The organism is Marinomonas phycocola, assembly GCF_047525455.1.
Taxonomy (GTDB): Bacteria; Pseudomonadota; Gammaproteobacteria; order Pseudomonadales; family Marinomonadaceae; genus Marinomonas.
Genome location: NZ_JBLIXL010000017.1, coordinates 1 through 24,254, shown reverse-complemented (window position 1 = coordinate 24,254; position 24,254 = coordinate 1). Strand labels below are relative to the sequence as shown.

Here is a 24,254-nt window from a genome sequence, read left to right as displayed (position 1 = left end):
CTCTCTTTAATGATGGAAAGCTTTCAGGTAAATTGCCTTAACGAAGGTATCATCGCCCAAGTAGAGAAAGTTGGAATAGACGCGACTGGCACTTATCTTTTTATTCTGAAACCTGATGATTCTAGCTGGAAAATAGCGACAGATATGTGACACCAACACGTTAAAAATTAAAAACATGCCCTGTAAATCAAATTATTACAGGGCGTGTTTATTAAGCAACATTCAAGCGCTTCATTGCGGCCTTACTTGGGTGCATCAATAACCAAAATTTCACTTTCTTCAATAACATTAATTCGCATAGTAGACAGATCAGTAACCTCAGCGCCATCCCCTTTATTCAAAAGGATACTTGTCTCTCCAGCCGTAATTTCAAAACGTCCGCTTGATGCTAAAACGTACGCTTGATGAGTAACATTATGCTCAAAACTGGAGCCTTTAGACGTTTTACCACCAAAAATACGAGCCTCTTGATGAATAAAAAGCGTACTCTCTTTATCTTCTGGATAGCCAGACACCAATAGACTTAATCCATTATCATTAAACACACTTGGAAATGTTTTTGAATCCCACCTAGGTGAAACATTTTTTTTATTTGGTTCGATCCAAATTTGATAAAGCGTTAATGGGTCTTTTGATAGATTATATTCTGAATGAACAATACCGGTTCCAGCACTCATTACTTGCACTTCACCGTTTTGAGTGACGCCTTTGTTTCCCGCATTGTCTTCATGCGTTATGGAACCGCTTCTAACAAAAGTGATAATTTCCATATTATTATGAGGATGAGGAGGAAAACCCTTACCAGGTTCCACCCAATCATCATTTATCACCCGTAATGCGCCGAATTTCATACGGCTAGGGTTATAATAATGAGCAAAACTAAAGTGATGATTTGCTTTAAGCCAACCATGATTGGCTTTACCTAACTGCTGAAAAGGAATGTGCTTTATCATACTCACCTCCTAGTTAAATTTATTAGCCCGGTTATGAGGCAAATCAAATCGCTGTTGTGGCCCTAGAGGAACAATTAATGTTGGGTTGATTGTTTTATGACTCGCATAATAATGACGTTTGGTGTATTCCAGATCAACGGTTTCCGCAACACCTTCCACCTGAAACAACTCTCTTAAATAATTACTAAGATTCGAGAAATCCTTCAATTGATTTCGGTTGCATTTGAAATGGCCATGATAAACCGCATCAAAGCGAACCAAAGTCGTAAATAAACGCCAATCTGCTTCGGTTAACGTGTCTCCAACTAAATAACGCTGTTTTGATAAAAGCGATTCTAACCAATCCAAACTTTCAAACAATTCATGATAGGCAAAATTATAAGCATCTTGAGTGGTTGCAAAACCCGCACGATAAACACCATTATTAATCGTGTCATACACTCGTGCATTCACCTCATCAATTTTGCCCCTAAGCGCCGAAGGGTAATAATCATCTTGATTGCCCGTTACATCATTAAAAGCGGTATTCAATATACGAATAATGTCACTTGATTCATTGTTTACAATCGTATTGGTTTTCTTATCCCAAAGCACAGGAACCGTCACTCGCCCTTCATAATCAGGAGCGGCCTTAAGATACAGTTGATAAACGTAATCCAAATTAAACAATGGATCCCCTTTATCACCCAGTTCCCAACCATTTTCCAACATCTCTGCCCTAACAACACTGACACTAATAACATCTTCTAGCCCTTTGAGCGCCCTGAATATAAGAGTCCGGTGAGCCCAAGGACAAGCAAGAGAAACATACAGATGATATCGGCCACTTTCTGGCGGATACTGATGACCTTCCTCAGAAGAAATAGTATGCCTAAAACGACTTGCCTGCCTTTCAAAGTTACCTTTTGAATTTTTTGTGCTGTACCACTGATCAACCCATTTACCTTTAACAATTAATCCCATGACGAACTCCAAATAAAGAAGAATGAAAAATCACACTGTAAATACATAACAATCAACAAAATCTAACGATTACTTAATACCGTATCCACGGAATAACGACCGCCACCTTGAAAAACCAATGCAACACTCATCGCTAATAGAGCCAAACCAAATTCATAACCATTATTAGCCATAAATAAACCATTGCTAATGTGTACCGTTAAAATTGCAACCAACATCGTTAGGGCCAATACCAAAGCAGAAGGGCGTGTTAACAGCCCTAGAATCAACATAATACCGCCAAAAAATTCAGCACTTCCAGCCAGCAATGCCATTAAAAAGCCTGGGGCAATCCCCATCGACTCCATCCATTGACCCGTCCCTTCTAAGCCGTAACCACCAAACCAAGCAAATAATTTCTGAGATCCGTGAGCGGCAAAAATAACACCTGCAATAACACGTAGGATTAATGCAGAAGAAGTGATTTCTGTTTTCAAAATAGCCATTACCATTGATGCATTCATAACTTATCTCCTAAGACATCGTTGTTAATTCAATTAAGATGAAGCCATTATAAGTATTGTAATTTCATTCAATAACCTCTACTTTTAGAACAAACCATTCAATTTTTTTGAACAATTGTCTTCCACTGTCTATATCAACAGCAAAACAACCATAGGAATAAACATGAATACAGCACCATTGACACTCGAGTCGCTGCTTGTTTTAGACGCTATAGATAGGAGAGGTAGCTTTGCCTCTGCGGCCGAGCAACTAAATAAAGTCCCTTCTGCCCTTTCTTACATTGTACAAAAGCTGGAAGAACAAATTGGCGTTACTCTTTTTGTACGGCAAGGAAGACGCTCTGTATTAACACCAGCAGGGCAACATTTATTAGAAGAAGGTCGCAAGGTCCTAAGCGCTGTCAGTAAAATTACGGAACAGACACAAACCATTGCTCATGGTTGGGAACCTAAGATTCGAATTGCAATCGACTCAATTTTAGACAACAAAATCGTCTTTGAGGTCATTGCACGCTTCTTAAGTGAGCACCCTTCTATTGAGATAGACATTAGGGAAGAAGTAATGAACGGAGCATGGGAAGCACTCATTCGAGACGACGTTGATTTAGTCATAGGTGCACCTGCCCCCATACCAAATCAACAAGGTATCCAGGCTGTACAAATAGGCAAACTGGATCAATTGCTTGTAGCAAACGCAAGTCATCCTATTTTCCAGCACAAACAACCACTAAGCAAAGCAGATATTCGTCAATTTCGTACCGTTGTTGTGCATGACTCAGCCAAATCCGAAATCCCTTGGTCAAATAATTTGATTGAAAACAGCCAACATTTTTTTGTCACCTCTGTTGCACAAAAAATTGATGCTCTTGTTGCAGGCATCGGCATTGGATTTCTTCCGAAAGACCGAATTCAACAACACCTTGAAAATGGACAGTTAGTTAGCCTTCTATTTTCCGAAAATGTTCAAATGGCAAATTTATTTATGGCATGGAAAATAGTCAATCATGGAAAAGGGCTTCAGAATTTAAAACACTCTCTTGAAAAAGCATTTCAAAAACGATAAAGAGCACCTTAAAAAATAGGCGCACTGAAAATAGCTCTTATTTACATCTAATACGGCTTTAATCTCTCTTTTAGAAAGTTATGTAATCTCGTGTAGTTTTTTATTTTTCGTATTTAAAGCATGATATTCTTTGATCTTCCTACCTTTTTTGTCACTTTTATAAAACCTTATCTCGTAAAATCACCAACATTATCTTTACATAAATTAACAATTGAACATAATTAGACGTAACAATTATTCTTTAACTTCTCGAAATAAGGTTTTGTATGGACTTTTTCAAGGATCGTCCAATCGGACAAAAAATTGGCAGCGCTGTTGGAGTAATTATTCTTCTTCTTATAATTTCATCCACATTTGGAATGTTAAGAGTATCTTCTATCGGACACGAGTTAAAAACGGTTCACTCAGAAGACATCCCTCTGACAGCTCTAATCTCAGACATAACCATTAAGCAGCTAGAAAAATCTATTGCCTTAGAGAAAGCTTTTCGAATTGCTGGTATTACCAGCTCCGAAGAATCGGTTTCAGATTTAACCAACACCATTAAACAACTTGCGATTGAGATTGATCTAGAGATAAAACAAGGTGAAGCCATTTTAGACATTGCTAAGACACACGCAATCTCAAAAGAGCTTGAAAAAGAACTCATTCATTTAAAAAAAGTATTGCATAGCATTGAAAATGAGCATATTAAATTCAAGGGTCAAGTAGAGGTAATTATTGCAAAATTGCTTCAAGGTGAATCTATTAACGCTCAAAGCGTCATTCAATTAGAAAGCGCACAACACCTTCTAAATAACCATTTAGAGGAATTATTAGTAGAAATTGCAAACATGACTAAACATGCCCTGGAAACAGCCATACACCATGAAGAAGCAGCACTTAATGAAATGTTTTGGATTAGTATTATTTCTGTTATCACAGGGTTAATTTTGGGCATTACGATTACTCGCTCTATTACCAAACCTCTTCGTTATGCAACAGCTGTAGCAAAACGTCTTTCTGAAAAAGATCTCACGGTTCAAGTGGAAGTTAAATCTAGAGATGAAACAGGGCAATTACTGAGTGCAATGAGCATCATGACTCAGAACTTATTAGACATGGTTAATGAGATTGCTACCGCGTCAGAACAATTAACCAAATCTACTCACGAAGTCACCACGATCACCACACAAACAGCCAGCAATATACTCATTCAAAATAGAGAATTAGAACATGTTGCTGTCACCATGAATGAAATGAGCAGTTCAATACAAGAAGTCGCCACTAACGCTCAAGAAACATCACTTACTACCAATCAAGCAAAAGAACATGCTTTAATCGGTCGAGACACAGTAAACCAAGCAAGTAACTCCGTAAATACACTGGCGAATGAGTTTGAAGACATCAAATCCACTGTGGAAAACTTAGAATCTGAAACAAGTAATGTGGACGCTATCTTAGAAGTCATTACAAGTATCGCAGAACAAACCAATTTATTGGCTTTAAATGCCGCAATTGAAGCGGCTCGTGCAGGAGAGCAAGGAAGAGGGTTCGCCGTTGTCGCTGATGAAGTACGCACACTAGCAAGTCGAACTAAAGATTCCATCACCGAAGTACAACACACAACCAATAGGCTTAAAGATGAAGCAAAATCATCAAGCAATGCAATGGAAGAAGGCCATAGACGAACACAAGCTACTGTACTACTATCAACCAAAGCAGAGGGATCCATTGAAGAAATCTACTCCGCAATAAACAGCATTAGTAACATGAATTTGCAAATTGCCAGCGCAGCAGAGCAACAAAATGCGGTAACAGAAGACGTTAATATGTCCATTACTCGCTTGAATGATGCAGCAAAAGAAAATTCAATGGGGGTTTCTATGGTCAGCCAAGCAACGGCAGAGATTGCTGCATTATCCGTAAGCTTAAGAAACCTCATCAACCAATTTAAAATTATTTAACGACCAGACAACAGGTACGTATGATACAGACAAGAGACGTCAAAAACTTGAGTCACCAAATCTTGTGTATTATGAGATTCAGCCACCTATCAGTTTTTCCAGTAACGCATCCTCATTTTGATCTTCGGTGTCGCCCTTCGTCGGATCATCGCTACCAAGAATTTGTACACCAGGAACATTTTCAGGAATAACGGGATCATCCTCTGCCGCTTTTTCTTCTGTTTGATTAGCCGCTCTGTCTTTATTAATTTTATCCAATTGATTTCCAAACACACCAATTTCTGGCATTAACTGTAAACGCTTAGCTTGAATCTCAGCAGGAATATTGCCTGTAAACAGAACAGTAAAAGGAGCATCTTTTGTTCTACGATTTACTTCTCTATAGATTTTTTGCTCTCGTTCAGCAATCTCGGATTCTTCTAGATAAAACCGACCGTTTGTTTTAGAGCCAACGACAACATTTGGCCCTAGTGTAAATTCCTTTTTCTTCTCAGCAGGTACTATGGATACTTCAGGAGGAGAAGCAATGACAATTTGATGCTTGCCACTCACCACCTCACTACCATAAATAACATCGACGTCCCTTACAATGACCTTCTGAGGAAAAGCATAAGGAGATGCGACCATACCAAAAACAAAACAAGTGTTGATAAAAGAACCTTTATGACAGTAGAACCATCGACTCATTTTACTTTCATCCAAAAAAACACAACATTTAGAATAGTAAGTTATCTTTCAACAATAAAAAAGGAGCAAGTGATCATCACTGGCTCCTTTTTCTTCGCTCTACAGCATCAAAACAAAATATTTATCTCTGCGTTATAAAGTAATAACATCGAACTCAACTTCAGGGCTCACATCCGCTTGATAATCAACACCATCAACACCGAAACCAAACAGTTTCAGAAATTCGTCTTTGTACAACTGATAGTCTGTCATTTCAAACAAGTTTTCAGTTGTCACTTGAGGCCATAAATCACGACATGCGGCTTGAATATCATCACGCAATTCCAAGTCATCTAACCGAAAACGATTGGATTCGTCTGTTAACGTTTCTGGAGACAAGTTATTAAACAAGCGCTCAGAGAACATACGGTTAATTTGATCCATACACCCTTCATGAACACCCTGCTCTCGCATGATTTTGAAAACCATCGCCAAGTACAAAGGCATAACTGGAATAGCCGATGACGCTTGTGTAACGACTGATTTCAATACCGCAACATTGGCACTGCCACCTGTTTTAGACAGTTCAGCATGAATTTCAGACGCCGCGCGATCCAAATCTTCTTTGGCTTTACCCAACGCACCATGCCAATAGATAGGCCAAGTAATGTCTGAGCCAATGTAAGAATACGCCACGGTGCGTGCACCATCCGCTAAAACACCCGCAGATTGAAGTGCCGACATCCAAAGTTCCCAATCTTCGCCACCCATAACCACTTTAGTTGCTTCGATTTCTTCTTCTGTAGCGGGTTCAATTTCTGCATCAATAATGACATTTTTGTTCGTGTCGATGGCAGTGGAGCGGTATGCTTCTCCAATAGGCTTTAATACGGAGCGGACGACCTCTCCAGTTTCAGGTAATTTTCGTACTGGCGAAGCCAACGAATAAACGACCATATCAATTTGACCTAGATCTTCTTTAATTAACTCGATTACTTTTTCACGGGCTTCATTTGAAAAGGCATCACCGTTAACGCTTTTTGCATACAAGCCAGCTTCATGGGCATATTTATCAAAAGCCGCCGCATTATACCAACCCGCAGTCCCCGTTTTCTTTTCAGTTGCAGGCTTTTCAAAGAAAACACCTAATGTCGCAGCACCAGAGCCAAAAGCAGCCGCAATTCGTGAAGACAAACCATAACCACTTGATGAACCAATCACGAGCACTTTTTTAGGGCCGTTTTCGATTACTCCTTTTTGTTTTGTTTGCTCGATTTGCGCTTTCACATTCAAATCGCATCCAGTTGGATGCGTTGTCGTGCAAATAAAACCTCTGATTTTGGGCTGTATTATCATATAAAAATCTCATGTTTAGTTGAGTAAATCCCACACTTGAAAAGCAAACATAACGTATCCTTATTTCCCAAGCGTGCAAGTTAGTGGCTCATAATACAATAGTGCTAGGGAGATGTCCCAATTTGTCTTTTCAAACCTAAATCTCGTCCTTCAATAAGCGTATTTTTGCAAATAAAACCTCACCTTCTAAAGCACAACTATCAATACAATCAAAAGCCAGAGTTACTCAACCAATAAGACAATCAGCTCTTTTATACAGTAATAGACCCTATCGGCGAGCAACAAAGCTTAATTCCTCAAAAAGGTAAGATAAAAGTATTGAGCTTAGTGGTCTTACCAATTATGATTTTATGCAATACAATCAAAAAATAGGCAGCAGTATGTCTCGCACACTTCCATTCCAAGGAAAGCTTTCAGACCTCATCACCAAAGAGTTGGAAACCATGATGATAGAAGGTCTATTAAACCCTGGAGATCGCTTACCCCCCGAACGAGAGCTCGCAGAACGCTTCGATGTGTCGCGCTCTTCACTGCGTGAGGCCATCCAAAACTTAAAAGCAAAAGGAATGGTGATCGGCAGGCAAGGCGGAGGGAATTACATAAGTGACAATTTAGGCAGTGATTTACGTGACCCTCTTTTACAAGCCATGTCTACTCACCCTGAATTTCGCTATGACTTACTAGAATTTCGGGACGCACTTGAAGGCATTTCTACTTACTATGCAGCCATTCGCAGTACCGATGAAGACAAGAGGAAATTAACCAAAGCCTACAAAGCACTGGTTGAAGCCAATACACTCAAAGACCCAACATCAGAATCCAAGCTTGATGCAGAGTTTCACCTCACCATTGCCGAATGCGCTCATAACTCCGTCATGCTGCACACCATGAGAGCCTTATTTCAAATGCTGGCTCAAAGCATCTCATCCAATTTGGAGTATTTATTTCAACATTCCGAAGCGCGTGGAAAAGTTATGGAGCAACACACCACCATTTACAAAGCCATTATGAACAGCAATCCACAAGAGGCCAAAGCCGCCATTCATCAGCATTTATCTTACGTTGAAAATATTTTACTCGAAGTAAGCCGTCTAGAGTCTCGCCGACAACGAGCCTTACAACAAGCCAATCTTCTTCGTTAATTCACAACATAACGCATAACCATGTGTACTGAAAAACACAAAATACCCCCTTTTTATAACCACTATTAACGAAAGAGCATACTGTGAACATTCTTGTTATTGGCTATGTATGGCCAGAACCAAATTCCTCTGCGGCGGGTAGCCGTATGATGCAATTATTAACCAGTTATCGCGCCCAAAACTGGTCAATCACTTTCGCCAGCCCCGCGCAAAAAACAGAGCACATGATAAATTTAGACATCCTTGGCATTACCTCGGTTGCGATTGAATTAAATAACAGCAGCTTCGATGACTTTATTCAAGAACTCGCTCCTGACATGGTGATGTTTGACCGTTTTATGATGGAAGAACAATTTGGTTGGAGAGTTGAAAAACATTGCCCTGATGCACTACGCTTACTCAATACCGAAGACCTACACAGCCTACGTCAAGCCAGACATCAAGCCATCAGACAAAACAAAACATTTGATATTCTGGACATGCATAATGAACATACTGTTCGAGAAATTGCCTCCATATTCCGTAGCGATTTAACCTTAATGATTTCCGATAAAGAAGTGGAACTGTTAACAACACACTTTAGCGTCCCTGCAACACAGCTATATGCCCTGCCATTTATGCTTCATATGACAACCAAAGAGGATCGTCAACAACGTCTCACCTTTAGTGAAAGACAACATTTCATCAGTATTGGAAACTTCCGCCACGCACCTAATTGGGACGCTGTTTTGCAACTCAAAACCGAGATTTGGCCTCTCATACGTAAAGCGTTACCCACCGTAGAAATGCATATTTATGGCGCTTACCCCCCCCCTAAAGCCACACAACTTCATAATGTAAAACAAGGATTCCATATCAAGGGTTGGGCAGAAGACGCCAAAGCGATGATGCATCAAGCTAGAATTTTACTTGCCCCCCTCCGCTTTGGAGCCGGTATAAAAGGGAAATTGGTTGAAGCCATGGAAATGGGCACTCCCAGCATAACTACGGAAATTGGAGCAGAAGCGATGCACGATAACCTTCCTTGGAACGGTGAAATAATAGATAACCCTATCGATTTTGCTAATGCCGCCATCGCGTTATATCAAGATCAAGGGAAATGGCAAGAATGCCAAAAAAATGGTGAGGCCATATTACAGAAGAAATACGACATAACACAGCTTGAAGCTCCTTTCATCCAACGCTTACTACAGCACAAAAGCGAACTATCAAGCATACGAAAACAAAATTTTATGAGCATGATGCTCCGTCATCATAGCCTTAAAAGCACACAGTACATGTCACAATGGATTGAAGCGAAAAACAAACACATCACGGAAAATACACAATAAAAAACTCATCTCTACAGACTATAAAGCCATTTTCTCACATTCTAGTCAGTGGTTTTTATAGTTGCACATCCCCACTTGTTTTAAGACGTTCTATAAAAAAATAAAATTCGTACTCGTATTTTCAGACAAATGATGCTTAATCATATCAAAATCCACCTAACCCTAGTTTGGCGATTTGAGCGACGTAAAAAAGCGAGTAAATTATGTGAGCTAGATTTAGCTTCCACTTCTTATAGATTAGTTTTATTCACCTATCAGGGTATTATTAATCGTTTGTCTTATCCACCCAGTGTTTCTACTATAACACCACTGAAAGAGAGAACGTTCTTAACCTAAAACCTAGGAGTACTACTAATGAACACTGAAAAAACACTTGTGCAATTATTAGAAAACATCGATACAAACTACATGTCTGAATTTGAAAAAGCCAAAGCAATTGCCAACGCTGAACGTGCAGAAGCAATCAGTGACGGAATTATTTTTGCTGTCCGTGCCATCAAACAATTCACTATTAACATCAAAAATGTTCTGACTCACATGTCGCCAAAAGGTCAACAAGCCTAAATACTGAACAGATACGATACAAAAGAGAGGTACGGTAAGATTTTCTAAAAGAATATCCACTTAGAAAACAGCTTACTTTACCACCAAGGTGAAAGCGCTAGAATAAAAACATCAACGCGCACCTTCCACCTTTCAAAACTACCCAAAGCTTCATTGTCACTATTTGAACGCCTTAACGTCCACACCTCCCAATAAAACAATTCAATTCAGAAACAGATCGAATCACATGCAAGGTTTTGTCTGTCGACAGACTCTCTAGCTTTTGTAGAAAATCATCATTCCAAAAAGTTGGGCTCAGTTTCAGCATTTTATAACTGGCCAATGTTCCTTTTAACATTGAGCTGCCATCTGGCCAGCCTTCGGGCTTTACAAACACGCTTTTTAACAGACGCTTTGTCACTAGCCAATAACTAACCGCATAAGGTAAATCGATATAAATCACGGTATCAGACGCATCGAGCCGTTCGTAGAATGATGCAATCGGGCCAAGGCCGTCAATGATCCAACTGTCTGAGGACAATATCTCTCCATGCGCACTATCGTACATGGCTCGATCAACCTTCTCTCCATTGGCTTTATACACAATTGAATCTAGCGAATACAACGGTATTCCCGTCACAGATGATAGTCCTTTACTTAACGTAGATTTACCACTTCCTGGTTTGCCAAAAACCGCTACTTTTTTCATACTGCCTCCATTGATTAAAACCAATCCCATGAAGCAGAAATAGAAAACCCGCCTCTTGGGCGGGTTTGACAAAGTAAAAGCACATCAAAACACCACCATTCCTATGGAATGATAATAATTCGAGCTGTCTGATGTGTAAGATGTATTTTCATACCTCTATCCTAGTGGCTGAATGCATTAATTTCAACCGCTAGTGTCTTACATGACGATCTGAAAAAACCTTTAAATCACTCCTCTAACGTAACGTCCCGTGGAATATCCATATAATAACAATCTGCAAATGCTCCTTCTTCCTGATAACTCGCAGGCAACGCTTTGGTAGGGAGGCTTACTTCAACAATGTTGGACATGATTTGCCTACTTTAAATATTCAACAGCGTTATTGCTCTGATTGTATTGTTTGACAACTGAACGTTCTGTGATATCCATTGTGTCAGAGAATACATCACTGACACTGCCTGAGAAAGAGAGTCCGATGCATTTTATATTCTTCAAACTCAATTAAGTACGCCACTATAGTCCTTACCTACACATCATATCTCACTCACAAAGCGATTAGCGATTGAAAGCAAAAGCAGACACGCAAGCTAAATACACCAGACACACACCACCAGCAACATTTACAACTAGACTAACCTTTGCAAAACTTAACTGTTTTTGTGCCATTATAAACAACAGACTGCACACGCTTGTCCATGCCAGCATGATAAAAACATGTAGCGAAGAAAGGTATAGATAATGTATAAAGTCGGCACCTGCAAACATCGGCACAACAGTGAGATAAAACAATAACGCTTTAACATTGAAGATATTCAATAGAAAGGCGTCTTTAACACCAATCTTTTTTACTGCGAAGGAAGCCCCCGAACGAGCATTAAACCCCGATACCAAAAGCTTAACACCAAGATAAAATAGAAACGCGATACCACACAACGTCAAGGCATTTAGTAACATCGCATTCTCTGCAATGACACTTGAAACGCCTAAACCAACCAATATCCCGTGAACGACAATACCAAGCCCCGTCCCTACAATAACCTTCAACACACCTCGAAAACCCGATGATGAAACACTCGATATCGCAAGAGTAAAGCTGGCTCCAGGAGAAAGCGCTATTGGCAATATTGCTAATATAAAACCTTGTAAATCAATCACTAAATTCAACCAAACAACTTAAATTAAAATCCTGAAACTCCCGTACATTCATAACTTGATCCTAATGGATAACACGGCAATTAGACGACACTTTAGTTAAAAATTCGTTATTGGCATCATCTCATCTTGTTATACTTTCGTTACTTCGAGCATGTTGCCAGCAATCGTACATAAGACCAAACAACTGTCTACGGAGTCAGAGCTAAAAACATGCTCACCAGTCGAATTCCAGACTGAATTTTTACCACAAGTTGCCCAGCCTCCAGTGACAGATATGTGATTACTCAAAAGGACAGGAAAATCGTACCTAGATGCTATTCCAGATAAAATTCCAGCGTCAAAATCAAAGCCATTATTAGAAATTAACGCACTTACAATATAGATATCAGCGCCTGACTCTCTAGCTTGCTTCGAATGCTCAGGAGCTGCAAAATCGGCACAAATAGCCAATGCTATTTCATACCCCTTTACATTGAAACGGTAACCAACCGAGCCGAATGAACAATACTCATTTTCCCCAGAGTGTAGATACTGTTTTGAATAAAATTGAACAGAGCCATCAAGAAAACAAATTACAGCACCTATTGTTGGCTTAGCGATGCCATGAACGCTTAAAGGGCACCCTGCTATAACGATGATGTCATTTTCAACAGCCGCTAGTGAGAGTTCTTGAAAATTTGAAGCCGTTGGATGAACGGCCAATTCTGCAACCAATTCGAGTTCATAACCCGTCAGTGATAACTCAGGAAATACCACAATGTCTGCTTTGTTCTTAGATGATTGCTCAATTGCCGTAACATGATGAGCAAGGTTTGCTTGCAAATCACCTTTCACGACCGAAATTTGAGCCAAACTTATAGTGACATCTGTATTCAAGTTTCCTCCTTAAAACATAACATGTTGCTAAAAGCTCAATCTAATAGACTAGAATTAAGTGGGACGAACAGGCCTGATGTATTCAGTTTTTTTGAATGCGTTATCATGTTGCCTGCATTTCAATATACGACAATACAGTACATTACAATAAATAAACTCTCAAACACATGCTCTCCAATTTTAAGTTGTTCAATATCATCTATACCTAATTGTTTGAGATTCATATACCTCCTTTCACGGTGATGTTTAACGGCTAAGCGATCATACAACGGCATAATCATGACGATAATCGACCGTTGAGAATTTGTTTATTGCGAACTGTTTGGCCGTTGTCTTAGATAACAAAATTACGGCACAAACACCTGTAATGAAGAATAATATGGGCAGTCTAAATTGTTCAAAATAGACCATTACATCATCAAGCACCTATAATGTTAAGTTAACCAAGTTCTAGTGTTGATGCGCCTAGTACTAATACACCAGTTATATCCACTACCGTAAAGAGGCTTTATTATGCAGACACGCCTTCTTTTTGCCATTTGGGTAAACGGACACACACTGTCGTACATTCCGTATCAGCGGAGTCTAGCTGAATCGTTCCTCCTTGCGCTTGCACCATAAGCTTGGCAGAATAAGTTCCTAAACCTGTGCCGCCAGCTTTGTTTGCCGTAACGTATTTATCGAAAAAGTTCTTTTGAATTGTTTTTGGAACCCCACCAACATTGCTCAATTTCACAACTACTTCGTCTTTCACTGTCTTAGTGTCAACACTTACCTCCGTCATTGAAGGTGCCGCTTCAATTGCATTTTTTAATAAATTAGTTAATAAAGTGTAACAAAGCAACTCTTCTCCTGTCACTAATGCAGCCTCAGAGTGACGCACTGTGACGGTAACGGATTTTTCGGTAGAGATACCTACGATTTCTCTTTGTAATTTTGATAATAAATGCCCGATATCAACTTTCTGTGTTTTGGTTTTATATTGGCCTTTTTCCATTTTCAGCATGTCCTGAGAACCATTGATCATCGCTAACATTCTATACGCCGCTGATTCCGCAAAAATAACTCTGTCTCGGTTGTCTTCTTCCAGCGTTGTATCCGCTGCCATTTCAGATAAATGGTGCAACATGGAAACCAAAGGCGTCTTTAAATCATGACGCATAAGGTACTGTACTTCTTCCTTAAGGCGTGTGTTCTCTACCATTAAATCCAATTGTTGTGAACGTTCATCACGAGCGTCTTTAAGCTTCAATTGGTTACGAACTCGAGTTCGCACGACTACTGGATCAGAAGGTTTAACCACATAATCCACTCCACCGACGTCAAATCCTTTTGCTAGATCCGTAGCCGCACCTTTCGACGTAAGGAAAATGACTGGAATACCTTGTGTTTTTGGATTTTCATTCAGTTTTTCACAGACTTCGTAACCATTCATGCCCGGCATCATCACATCCAATAGAATCAAATCCGGTGGCGCACCCATACAAATTTTTAGTGCTTGCTCACCTGATGTGGCGACTTTGACTCGATATTCATTACGAAACAAATTCACAATCACATCTAGGTTACTGGGCGTATCATCTACAACCAACAAGGTCGCAGCGTCTTTTTTTCCTGTTGTGCTGGGAGCCACCTCTTCTGCCTGAGAACGCTCCAACTCCGCCATTAATACGGGATTACCAACACACAAACTGTGTTCAATTTTTTGTTGCAACAATTTTAGGTTAAACGGTTTTATCAAAAAGCCAGACACACCGGATGAAATCACTTCAGACACTCGGCGGCGGTCGGTTTCTGCTGTCATCATTAAAAAAGGAATGGACGCCGTGTCACTGTTAGCACGAACCGCTTTCAGTAAATCAACCCCTGTCATATTGGGCATATTCCAATCTGAAATGATCATATCCACATGCTGGTTATCAAGTATGCCCAAAGCCGTTACTCCATTAGAGGCCACCAATACCTGTTCACAGCCTAATTGCCTTAATGACCGACTGACTAGCTGACGCATTGTTTCTTGATCATCCACGACTAGGCAAATTTTCCCCGCCATTTTCTCCATTAGAACTCCCATGTCTCTCTGTTCAGACTACCGTATAGCATCTGGAATAAATGGTATGACAGCGTATTTTGAAGACGTCTAAATAAGAGGAACGTCATACCTATAAAGTACAAAAAATATCCAAAGCCCATTTAATAACACAAGTATATGTTAAGATATGTAAACGGAACAATAAAATAGTTTTGCTATCTACAAGTACAAAACCTCTTTAGGTACCTAAGGATAGCCACTCAGTCATACTTAATATGAGAGAGCCAAGCATGAAGCTGAACAATACTCCCAGTCAAGATTTTGATCGTCGCGGAACCATCACCATACGCACCAGTTTAATCCTACGTACCTTAATACTTTTATCTCTTTGTCTAAGTACTTTTTTTCTCGGTAGCAAACTCCTTATCCTTGACCCCTCTGCCGACGAAATATCGAGTGCTCAAGTCAATTTGGTTAACCAACAAATACAATTCAAAATGGACGGTCTATTTGATGAAGTAGAAGACCTACTTCGAGTAGGCGAACATTGGCTTATCAATAAAAATTATCTCCCCGAAGACATTGACGAACTTAACCACCTTTTCTCTCCAATTTTGAAGCAGCGAGACATCATTTCAGGCGCTATCTTTGCCACCAGTGATGGCACAGAATGGTTCCTAATGAAGCAAGATAACGGTCACTGGACAACTCGCATGACAAATTTGCCTGAATGGGGAATGTTTACTCGCTGGAATAAATGGAACAGTTTAGATCAGCTACCAGAACGTAGTTGGGGTCGGAATGACTATGATCCAACCTTACGCCCTTGGTTTAAAGGTGCACTCGCCATGCCTGAAAATCAAATACACTGGACTGCACCTTATATTTTTTTTACCGCTCAAGCGCCAGGTATCACGGCGTCGATACGCTGGCGCCTTAAAGATGGTCGAGACGCAATTCTTGCTCTGGACGTCCAACTTAACAATTTATCTGCTTTTACCTCTTCGCAAACGTTTGGTAAGCAAGGACAAACCATGGTCTTAACAGACGACCTCACTATGTTGGGATTGCCAGCCAGCAGCCTAACACAGTCAAGAGATCTATCGAAGTTGATCCTTCAATCGATTGATGAATCCTTGGAAGGTGCATTATTAAACATTACTCAGGACTGGGCCGCGACAGGCAAAAAAGCCAATGACATTATTCGTTACAGTGAAGAGCAAGGCGATTGGGCCGCCAAATTTACACCTTTTCAAATAGGCTCCAATACAATTTGGTCTGCGGTAATGGCCCCCATTGCAGACTTCTCACCCAATACCAGCTCGCGTACTTATCAGCTAATCGGCATACTAGTTCTAGTCTTATTGTTATCCACTTTAGTTACTGTCCAGATGGCCGAAAAATTTGTTAGGCCACTCAGGCAATTATTAGGCCACAGCAAACGTATTGCACGAATGGATTTATCCGCGCGAAAAGGGATGGAAAGCCCTATTTTTGAAATCCAACAACTGTTTAGCTCTCATGAGACCATGCGGATAAACCTAGATTCAGCAACAAATAAGCTGATTCAAGCTAACGAAACGCTGGAGTTGAAGGTTAAGCTACGTACTGAAGAGTTTGTTACCGCAAAACAACAAGCAGAAAGGCAAGAGTTGCAGACCCAGCAAATCCTCAGGCTATCTCCAATTTCAATGATGGTCGTAAATGTTCAGACATTGGATATTTTGTCACTGAATACCCAATTTGAGCATTTGATAGGCTACACCATCCAAGACGCATCGAATATGAAACAACTTGCTAGACTGTTAATGCCTGACGAAGATTATCGGCACTTAATTCTTACCTTAGTAAAGCAGCAGTATCTTCTTTCCAACAGTGAACAAGAAGAAGCGGCTCCACCGATAGAAGTCAATTTCGTATGTCGCACAGGAACAATACGACTTTTCCAAATTCATTCTACGTTTTTCGAAGACCTTAGCGTAATCGGTATGATCGATTTGACCGAACAACGCCGATTTGAAATCAAGCTAAACGAAGCAAAAGAGCTGGCAGAAAGCGCCGCTCAATCTAAATCCGAGTTTTTAGCGAATATGAGCCATGAAATACGTACACCGATGAACGCCATCATTGGCTTGAGCCATTTAGCATTAAAAACGGAAATGAATGCCAAATTACGAGATTATTTCACGAAAATTTCAACCTCTTCTCATCTACTCTTGAGCATTCTTAATGACATACTGGACTTCTCAAAAATTGAAGCTGGTAAAATGGATGTAGAAGACGCACCGTTTCGTATTCAGGAGGTCATTGAAAATTTAACGATGATTACCTCCATGAACGCCGCGAATAAAGGCTTAGATTTAATCGTCGATTTGCCGTCGGATCTGCCTCACTATGCCATTGGGGATTCATTGCGCTTGGGGCAAATTCTAATCAATCTTGTGAATAACGCCATCAAATTTACCAAAGAAGGTGAGGTTTGCTTAACCATCACAACACAAGACGTAGACGACGATTACCATTGGCTGAAATTTGCAATTACAGATACTGGCATTGGCCTCACCGAAGAGCAGCAAGGACGTTTGTTTCAAGCGTTCTCTCAAGCCGACGGTTCCACATCTCGTAAATTCGGTGGGACAGGGTTGGGGCTGACCATTAGCAAACACCTCACCGAGCTAATGGGCGGTGCCATTGGCGTAGAAAGTGAATCAGGCAAAGGCAGCTGTTTCTTCTTCAACATTCGCCTAGGGAAAGATGAACAATCCGAATCGGTTGCGCTACCAGATCTATCAAAAAAACTGCCGGGGCAAGTCGTGTTGCTCGAACACAACAGTAAAATAGCACAACTACAAACTCGCTACTTACAACAACTTGGCATGTCTGTAACCCAAGTCGATACAACGCAAGCGCTCCTGCCGTTGCTCGACTCTTGTCCAGCATTGCTAATACTGAATCTAGCTGACGCGCAACACTCTGATTTGATACGTTACAGTCAAGAACCCCCTGCAAATCGAGCCGTTATTATTGCAACAGGTTCGTTACCTGAAGATCATCCGGATAACGTAACTGGCGGTCTCAACTGGGATGCATTCCTGCAAAACCCGACCATCCCCACCACATTACAACAAGCAATTCACACAGCATTGTCATTGGACATTCCTGTGCATTCTGTCCATCCACAAGATGAGGAAAAACCACCTTATCACGGAGCGCATGTCTTACTCGTGGAAGACAATGAAATCAATCAACAGGTTGCCATGGAGATGCTGAACTTCATCAAAATAAGTGCAGACATTGCGGGTAATGGCGTTGAAGCCATTCGAGCAATGGAAAACGGCCCGTATGATGCCATTTTGATGGATCTGCAAATGCCCATAATGGATGGCTACGAATCGACAAAAACCATTCGTCAAAACCCGCTGTGGCAATCTATCCCGATCATTGCAATGACAGCCAATGTCATGCAATCCGACAAAGATCAGTGCCTTCAAGCCGGTATGAATGACCACATATCCAAACCTATTTTGGCTGAACAATTGCACGCCAAGCTCTCACACTGGGTCATTACAGATGCGTCATCCTCTCCTATCTCAATAACCGATGGCCCTATTGAGGGTTTCAACGAAACAGCCGCAGAAGAAGACGATGGTTTGTTGCACACCATACCCGGCTTAGCCTTCGAAGAGAGCATAAACCGCCTGCAAGGGAATAAAACCTTATATCGAAAATTGCTGTTTAAGTTTGCTGACTCCCAACAAGATTGCATCGCCCTGTTACAAACTGGCATTGCAAGCAATCAATGGAAAGAAGCAGAACGTCTAGCACATACATTAAAAGGCGTTGCCGCCAACATTGGCGCTAAAAACATTCAGCATGCAGCCCAAATAGTAGAATCTCATTTAGAACAACATAAACAGCCCGACCTTACTCAACTAGCACACATACTGGAACCTTTTATCAGTGCTATTAAAGCACTGCAACCCAAAGAAAACACACAACAAGAAGTCAGTGCAGAACCTCTGGTTAATAGCCCAGAGTTACAAGACACATTAGAGCAATTGATACAATTGCTAGAAGAATATGATTCTGATGCGCTAAACAGCTTAGACAAACTCATCGCTTTATCTGGGCCAAACCCTCAATGGACACTGATTACCGAGGCCATTGAAGAATACAATTTTGAAACGGCACTCACTTTAGTACAAAAAGTGAATTCAGATCTCAACCCTGCGTAAACTCACACTCAAAAAACACCCTCAACCTGCTAATGGTGGCAGTACTGAGGGTGTTGTTATGAGATGTGATTATCATTTGACCTTCCTTTATCGCATGAGTTGATGTCTTGGCATCAGCTTGAAGAGGCGGTTGAGCCTTTTTACCCCAAAGCCGTAAATGGCAAAAGGCCCTACCCGCTATTAACCATGCTCTGTATTCACTGCATGCAATATTGGTACACCATGAACAATTCTGCTATGGAGGATGCGATGTATGAAATCACGTCTATGCCTATTTTGCGGTGTCGTACTTATTATCTGAATTTAGGTATGTTATCCGATCTCAAATGGAAGTAACTTCTCCAAGGTATCTTTAAGATTCGAGGTATTCAATAGGGATGTAAAAGAATAAAATTGATTCTAGGCGGGTTAGCATACTGTCGACCCCGCTTTCTTTATATAGCTTGGCCTGCTCTCTTTCGTTGTGGCTTCGAGCCGCTGACAACACGGCCATGACTTTTTTTATTCTACGATTATCTGCGTACTGTGTAAAAATCCGTTTGTATCTTTGTTGTCCAAAATTGTTATTGGCTTTGCGTTTTAAGTATTTAATCAAAGCACGATTGTAATCTAATGCACCTTGCTGCGGGTCATCACAAAACGCGCCGTCTAAAAGCAAATAATCGTCCGTTGCAGGAAGAGAAAAAGAACCGTCTTCTAACTTAATGTAATCACTTTGTTTCACTAAAGGGTGTAGGGTTGCCGTCATACAAAATCACCATTCTTTATGTAGCTGTCGAAGTTCAAAAAAGCCTGTTTCAAGTATAAAGCGAATGCGTCTACCCCAATGTCGCCTTAACTTGTAATATTCCTTTTGTTTAGCACAATTCAATAAATAAGATTGATAAATTAAATGCAGTAAATTATCAAATGTAACAATAGTGCGGAGTAATAATGCATTAGATTTGCATAAGCTGTCTTCACTATTAATGACTACTGTTTTAGGCTTAGTTGTTAATGGATTATTTAGAATACAAGCATTGGGTAACTTTTGTTTAATAGCTGTGCGTTCTATTTGCATGGCATCAACCAAAATAGTTAGTTCTTTAGTGATCTTTTCCAGTAACGTTTTTGTTTCTGGTCGGTTACTGCTCTTAGATAATTGATACAAGCACTTAAAGAAAAAGCTAGCGCTTATACCCTTTGGATTTTCATAGTTTACAAGCTTTGGATCCCATAACACTAAAGCATAAAAGTCCTTAAAATTTATCTTAATTTGTTCATCCATTTCTAAGCCTTAACCTTGATGTACTTATTTATTAATCTTAGCACAAGGTGACCTTTTATTGTCAATCTGTGTATGTAATGGCTTAATGATTCTGTAGGGGTCTATCGCTTATAATTTACCTAAATATAGGAATCAGATCATAGCTACTAAGTTAATGGGTGTCTTGTATTATTCTGATAGTTGTCAGTATTTCAACACCGACCCCATAGGCATGGCGAGGAAGCGTATGTGCATAATCCTGAGGATTGGGTGGACCCGCTGAGGTTGAATAGCGGGAAACTGAACCGTAGTATGGGGGCAACAACTGGAGACAGATTATCATGTTATCCCAGTAGAAGTTTGGGACAAAAATGACACTTTTTTTAACGAAATAGGCATAGGGGCCGCAGAGATAGTGTAGAAAATGGTATTTTGATGCCGGAAAGTGAAAGTGTGTTTAAGGATGGAATTGGTAAAGGAATGCCTGTTTATCACAGTTCTAATCATAATAATTATTCTACAGATGTACAAAAGAGATTAAGTCAAATCAGAAACGATTATGACGAGGGATCATTGAATAAAAAAGAAGCTAGGAATGCTGTTAGGAACGAACAAATTCAGCTTAAAAATAATATTTGGAATGGACGAGTTTCAAAAAATTGTAAAGTAAGGTTGAACTAATGAAAAATGACTTTTTTGTATTAATGAATGATTTTAAAAACCCATATCAACCCACTCATATAAATGGATTACTAGACATTATTAAAGGAGATAAACTACCTATATGTAGTTCAAAAATTTCCTTCCCGTATGATGTAAAAGAAATTATAAACGATGAAATTTATTGGAATTTCAATAAAAATGAAGAATTAGACTGTGACTATTATCATGACCAAGGTCACATCATATCAGAAGAACTTTATTTACTAATAAATGAATATAATTTGGCCCCTAATTATAAAAAAAATCTTAGAGTCTGGATGGCAGGCAAACAAAGTGACTACAAATTTAACTATTTTGCATTCGATCGAGGAACTTGGGAAAAAGGAGTTCAGAAGAATAAGGATAGAATTTTTTATGATGTTGAAAAGTCAAAATATAAAATAGGTAAACGAAAAGAGATCATACCTACAGGTTCTATAGTGTTAACGGAAAATGCGAACAAATATGATTGCTTTGAATTATCTGGGAGAGTTTATGGTTTAAGTATTTTAATAATTATTAGTAAAAGATTAAAAGAGGACATCGAAGAAAAAAACTTTAAAGGTATTAAAATTATCCCTTTGAATGAGGCTTTTGAAGAGTATTGCACAGATTATAAAGTTTCATTAGAAAGCTTACTCCCCAAAGTAAAGAAAAACTTACCTTAAAAAAGGACGCGCAGCCAACTTCAACTAGAATAAATGGGGCCGCATTCACCGCTAGCGCATTATAAATGCTATTGATAGTCTAAAACTGAAGTGATTTGTTCGATATTTGCGCACTAAAGATGTTTTTAACAATAAAGTCTATTCGGGAGCATGATTCCATGCCACCAATCGAACATTTTTTGCTCTAAACTATGTTAATACTGCTCATTTTTTATAATACTCTTGCCGTGGCTGATAATGTTAGGCCGTTACGTAGTGGTCATGCTGGTCATGTCAGAAAGTATCATCACAATGGAACGCAAGCCGGATCTTCTGGCAACCTTCCTTAAATCGGTCTCAACTGAAAAATAACCATCTGAATGGAAATGGACAATGAAATTATTAAATTGGATTAACCATAATAGACGAGGAAACGTTTCTGAGTTTGATGATCGTTTTGAAATTGCACATGACTCAGGTGAGCATTCCGTTTTATTCAAAAAAGCGGTTAACAATACCGATGAAGTCTGCTTTCTTAAAAGCATCGGAGATATTTACACTACTTTTGACCGCATAGATTTGTTTTCAAGTACCTTTAAAATTTCTTCATTGAATGAACCTAAGTTTATAGAGGGAGTAGAAGTAGTAGAAGGGTTAGCACAATTTAATACTTGGGCTGAAGGTCAGAAGCCTTTATTTCCAGAAAAGTCAATCCCATTTATGTATCAAGCAGGTATTGGAGTTTATGCAATAGGAAAGGAATCAGGAAAAATTTACGAGTGGGACGATGAACAAGGAAAATTAACGGATGAGTTTGATAATTTAGAAGATGTATTCCAAGAATGGCTTAATGCTGTAATTTAATCGCGAATTTACAACCAATACTGAAAGTAATACCAGTAAGGGATATGGATAACAATGATCAAAAGATTTTCGTGGAAAGAAGGCGATTTGCACTCAATCAAATTGAAAAATGATTTATATATAATAAGTCAATTGTTGGCTAAGCCTTACGCTGCCTTTTTTAGTGTTGTAAGTAAGAAAGATTTTTGTACGAGTAATAATTATTATAATTTAAATAATGAAAATCCGTTAATAGTTACAATGATGCTTAATAGTTTTTTTAAACAGACTTCTGTCGGACGTATTAAAAATAAAAATATTGAAAACAATAAAAATATTGTAATTCCGACAAGGTTTATAAGTAAGGATAAAGGCCAGTATGGTGTTTTTATGAAAGATGAGGAATTGATTTATAATATTGTTGAAATAGATCCAAATGAAGGTGATCAAGGTATAATGGGTAATAAAATAATAGAAAGAAATATCACATCAGATAGTCAATTTTATAATAAATGTGAGCTAACTGGATATAACACTGGATATGAATTTGTTCGTCGATTATTACTTTCACTTGAGTATAAAAAGCCGATAGATCCTTTGAAAGAAATTTGGTTTCATGGAAGTGATCCCTATTCACTTAAGACAGTTCAGGAAATGTGGGATATAGGTGTGCCTAAATATGAATAATGTTTTGAAATTATAATGAGTATGACACCTTTTGCTCCCATTAACGATGTGACTTCAGGTGCAGGTGAGCGGTCTTTCTTACGTGTCATACCTGAATAATGACACATTTACGGACAAATACTCGATATAGAATCGGGCCAATATTATAATCGCCACCGATACAAATAAAAGGAGCCAGAGTTACTTTAAAGTAAAAAACCAAAACAATCGAGGTCAGAACGCTTGCGGTTGAATTCAGGGTTAATAGACCCAAATAGGCCAACACAGTAGCCTATGTACAGACAAGTACCACAGACCCCAAGCTTATTACATAACTCTGAGGATTGGGTGGACCCGTTGGGGTTGGCTGGGTGTTCGAAGGATAAGGAAGAGAAAATTCCGTATTCTGATCCAAAAAATAGGCCAAAATATGAGGACGGACAGGTTGATAATGGTAAGCGTCCAGCAAACCACACATAACAATCAAATTTCGATTCACATAGAGTGATAATTTCTTTAGTCTAAGGAATCATCACTCTATGTTTACATCCTCACCCCAAGTTTCTATTACCTTGATTTGTGGTCCAACCGATATGCGTAAAGCCATTAATGGCTTATGTGAGGTAGTGGCTTATGATCTGGCGTTGGAGCCTTGTTCTGAACATCTCTTTGTCTTT

General features: G+C 39.5%; 22 protein-coding genes and 2 pseudogenes. 12 read left to right on the top strand and 12 right to left on the bottom strand.

What is annotated here, in order from left to right:
- Positions 1 to 242: 242 nt before the first annotated feature.
- From ACMUMJ_RS12260 to ACMUMJ_RS12250, 3 genes are all read right to left on the bottom strand, one after another.
- Positions 243 to 953 carry a pirin family protein gene (locus ACMUMJ_RS12260; RefSeq protein ID WP_414679136.1) on the bottom strand — a complete coding sequence of 237 codons (711 nt, stop codon included), beginning with the start codon at positions 951 to 953 and terminating at the stop codon, positions 243 to 245.
- 9 nt (positions 954 to 962) lie between these two features.
- Entirely contained in the window at positions 963 to 1,916 is a 954-nt protein-coding gene (locus tag ACMUMJ_RS12255; RefSeq protein WP_414679135.1) for a glutathione S-transferase family protein, read from the bottom strand.
- A gap of 62 nt (positions 1,917 to 1,978) precedes the next feature.
- Positions 1,979 to 2,419 carry a DoxX family protein gene (locus tag ACMUMJ_RS12250; RefSeq protein ID WP_414679134.1) on the bottom strand — a complete coding sequence of 147 codons (441 nt, stop codon included), beginning with the start codon at positions 2,417 to 2,419 and terminating at the stop codon, positions 1,979 to 1,981.
- Between the two features lie 163 nt (positions 2,420 to 2,582).
- Between ACMUMJ_RS12250 and ACMUMJ_RS12245 the strand changes: the two genes are divergently transcribed.
- A complete protein-coding gene (locus ACMUMJ_RS12245; protein ID WP_414679133.1) occupies positions 2,583 to 3,482 on the top strand; it encodes a LysR substrate-binding domain-containing protein in 900 nt (299 codons plus the stop codon).
- Between the two features lie 266 nt (positions 3,483 to 3,748).
- Positions 3,749 to 5,428, top strand: a complete 1,680-nt coding sequence (locus ACMUMJ_RS12240) for a methyl-accepting chemotaxis protein (protein WP_414679132.1) — start codon at positions 3,749 to 3,751, stop codon at positions 5,426 to 5,428.
- Between the two features lie 78 nt (positions 5,429 to 5,506).
- Here the strand turns inward: ACMUMJ_RS12240 and ACMUMJ_RS12235 are convergent, their stop codons facing one another.
- Positions 5,507 to 6,115, bottom strand: a complete 609-nt coding sequence (locus tag ACMUMJ_RS12235; RefSeq protein ID WP_414679131.1) for a hypothetical protein — start codon at positions 6,113 to 6,115, stop codon at positions 5,507 to 5,509.
- A gap of 132 nt (positions 6,116 to 6,247) precedes the next feature.
- Positions 6,248 to 7,450, bottom strand: coding sequence for an enoyl-ACP reductase FabV (gene fabV, locus ACMUMJ_RS12230; protein ID WP_414679130.1), 1,203 nt, complete (start codon positions 7,448 to 7,450; stop codon positions 6,248 to 6,250).
- Positions 7,451 to 7,830: 380 nt separating this feature from the next.
- Between fabV and ACMUMJ_RS12225 the strand changes: the two genes are divergently transcribed.
- The 3 genes from ACMUMJ_RS12225 (at position 7,831) to ACMUMJ_RS12215 (ending at position 10,487) form a co-directional block, all read left to right on the top strand.
- Positions 7,831 to 8,592 carry an FCD domain-containing protein gene (locus ACMUMJ_RS12225; protein WP_414679129.1) on the top strand — a complete coding sequence of 254 codons (762 nt, stop codon included), beginning with the start codon at positions 7,831 to 7,833 and terminating at the stop codon, positions 8,590 to 8,592.
- Between the two features lie 83 nt (positions 8,593 to 8,675).
- Complete coding sequence (locus tag ACMUMJ_RS12220; RefSeq protein ID WP_414679128.1) at positions 8,676 to 9,923, top strand: glycosyltransferase; 1,248 nt, start codon at positions 8,676 to 8,678, stop codon at positions 9,921 to 9,923.
- A 354-nt stretch (positions 9,924 to 10,277) separates the two neighbouring features.
- Positions 10,278 to 10,487, top strand: coding sequence for a hypothetical protein (locus ACMUMJ_RS12215; RefSeq protein WP_414679127.1), 210 nt, complete (start codon positions 10,278 to 10,280; stop codon positions 10,485 to 10,487).
- Positions 10,488 to 10,659: 172 nt separating this feature from the next.
- Here ACMUMJ_RS12215 and ACMUMJ_RS12210 read toward each other — a convergent pair whose 3' ends face one another.
- The 5 genes from ACMUMJ_RS12210 to ACMUMJ_RS12190 form a co-directional block, all read right to left on the bottom strand.
- A complete protein-coding gene (locus ACMUMJ_RS12210) occupies positions 10,660 to 11,175 on the bottom strand; it encodes a P-loop NTPase family protein (RefSeq protein ID WP_414679126.1) in 516 nt (171 codons plus the stop codon).
- 227 nt (positions 11,176 to 11,402) lie between these two features.
- Entirely contained in the window at positions 11,403 to 11,525 is a 123-nt protein-coding gene (locus ACMUMJ_RS12205; protein ID WP_414679125.1) for a hypothetical protein, read from the bottom strand.
- Positions 11,526 to 11,730: 205 nt separating this feature from the next.
- A complete protein-coding gene (locus tag ACMUMJ_RS12200; protein ID WP_414679124.1) occupies positions 11,731 to 12,330 on the bottom strand; it encodes a LysE family translocator in 600 nt (199 codons plus the stop codon).
- Positions 12,331 to 12,459: 129 nt separating this feature from the next.
- Positions 12,460 to 13,206 (bottom strand): carbon-nitrogen hydrolase family protein, encoded by a 747-nt coding sequence (locus ACMUMJ_RS12195; RefSeq protein ID WP_414679123.1) that lies wholly within the window; start codon positions 13,204 to 13,206, stop codon positions 12,460 to 12,462.
- Between the two features lie 511 nt (positions 13,207 to 13,717).
- On the bottom strand, positions 13,718 to 15,268 hold the full coding sequence (locus tag ACMUMJ_RS12190; RefSeq protein WP_414679122.1) for a response regulator: 1,551 nt from the start codon (positions 15,266 to 15,268) through the stop codon (positions 13,718 to 13,720).
- A 260-nt stretch (positions 15,269 to 15,528) separates the two neighbouring features.
- Between ACMUMJ_RS12190 and ACMUMJ_RS12185 the strand changes: the two genes are divergently transcribed.
- Together ACMUMJ_RS12185 and ACMUMJ_RS12180 are read left to right on the top strand one after the other, a co-directional pair.
- The gene (locus tag ACMUMJ_RS12185) at positions 15,529 to 19,473 is read left to right on the top strand and encodes an ATP-binding protein (RefSeq protein ID WP_414679121.1); all 3,945 of its coding nucleotides are present in this window, start codon (positions 15,529 to 15,531) and stop codon (positions 19,471 to 19,473) included.
- A 99-nt stretch (positions 19,474 to 19,572) separates the two neighbouring features.
- Positions 19,573 to 19,743: pseudogene (locus tag ACMUMJ_RS12180) on the top strand (transposase); the annotation flags it as partial.
- A gap of 82 nt (positions 19,744 to 19,825) precedes the next feature.
- Here the strand turns inward: ACMUMJ_RS12180 and ACMUMJ_RS12175 are convergent.
- Together ACMUMJ_RS12175 and ACMUMJ_RS12170 are read right to left on the bottom strand one after the other, a co-directional pair.
- The gene (locus ACMUMJ_RS12175) at positions 19,826 to 20,221 is read right to left on the bottom strand and encodes a hypothetical protein (protein WP_414679120.1); all 396 of its coding nucleotides are present in this window, start codon (positions 20,219 to 20,221) and stop codon (positions 19,826 to 19,828) included.
- A gap of 6 nt (positions 20,222 to 20,227) precedes the next feature.
- Complete coding sequence (locus ACMUMJ_RS12170; RefSeq protein ID WP_414679119.1) at positions 20,228 to 20,740, bottom strand: hypothetical protein; 513 nt, start codon at positions 20,738 to 20,740, stop codon at positions 20,228 to 20,230.
- 402 nt (positions 20,741 to 21,142) lie between these two features.
- Here ACMUMJ_RS12170 and ACMUMJ_RS12165 point away from each other — a divergent pair.
- From ACMUMJ_RS12165 to tnpB, 5 genes and pseudogenes are all read left to right on the top strand, one after another.
- Positions 21,143 to 21,400 (top strand): annotated as a pseudogene (locus ACMUMJ_RS12165) (AHH domain-containing protein); the annotation flags it as partial.
- Positions 21,400 to 22,089, top strand: coding sequence for an Imm43 family immunity protein (locus tag ACMUMJ_RS12160; RefSeq protein ID WP_414679118.1), 690 nt, complete (start codon positions 21,400 to 21,402; stop codon positions 22,087 to 22,089). The pseudogene ACMUMJ_RS12165 and the gene ACMUMJ_RS12160, both read left to right, overlap by 1 nt.
- Before the next feature lie 372 nt (positions 22,090 to 22,461).
- Positions 22,462 to 22,932 (top strand): hypothetical protein, encoded by a 471-nt coding sequence (locus ACMUMJ_RS12155; protein ID WP_414679117.1) that lies wholly within the window; start codon positions 22,462 to 22,464, stop codon positions 22,930 to 22,932.
- A gap of 54 nt (positions 22,933 to 22,986) precedes the next feature.
- Complete coding sequence (locus ACMUMJ_RS12150; protein WP_414679116.1) at positions 22,987 to 23,598, top strand: DUF8309 domain-containing protein; 612 nt, start codon at positions 22,987 to 22,989, stop codon at positions 23,596 to 23,598.
- A 518-nt stretch (positions 23,599 to 24,116) separates the two neighbouring features.
- On the top strand, positions 24,117 to 24,254 hold a 138-nt coding region (gene tnpB / locus ACMUMJ_RS12145; RefSeq protein WP_414679179.1), incomplete at its 3' end, for an IS66 family insertion sequence element accessory protein TnpB.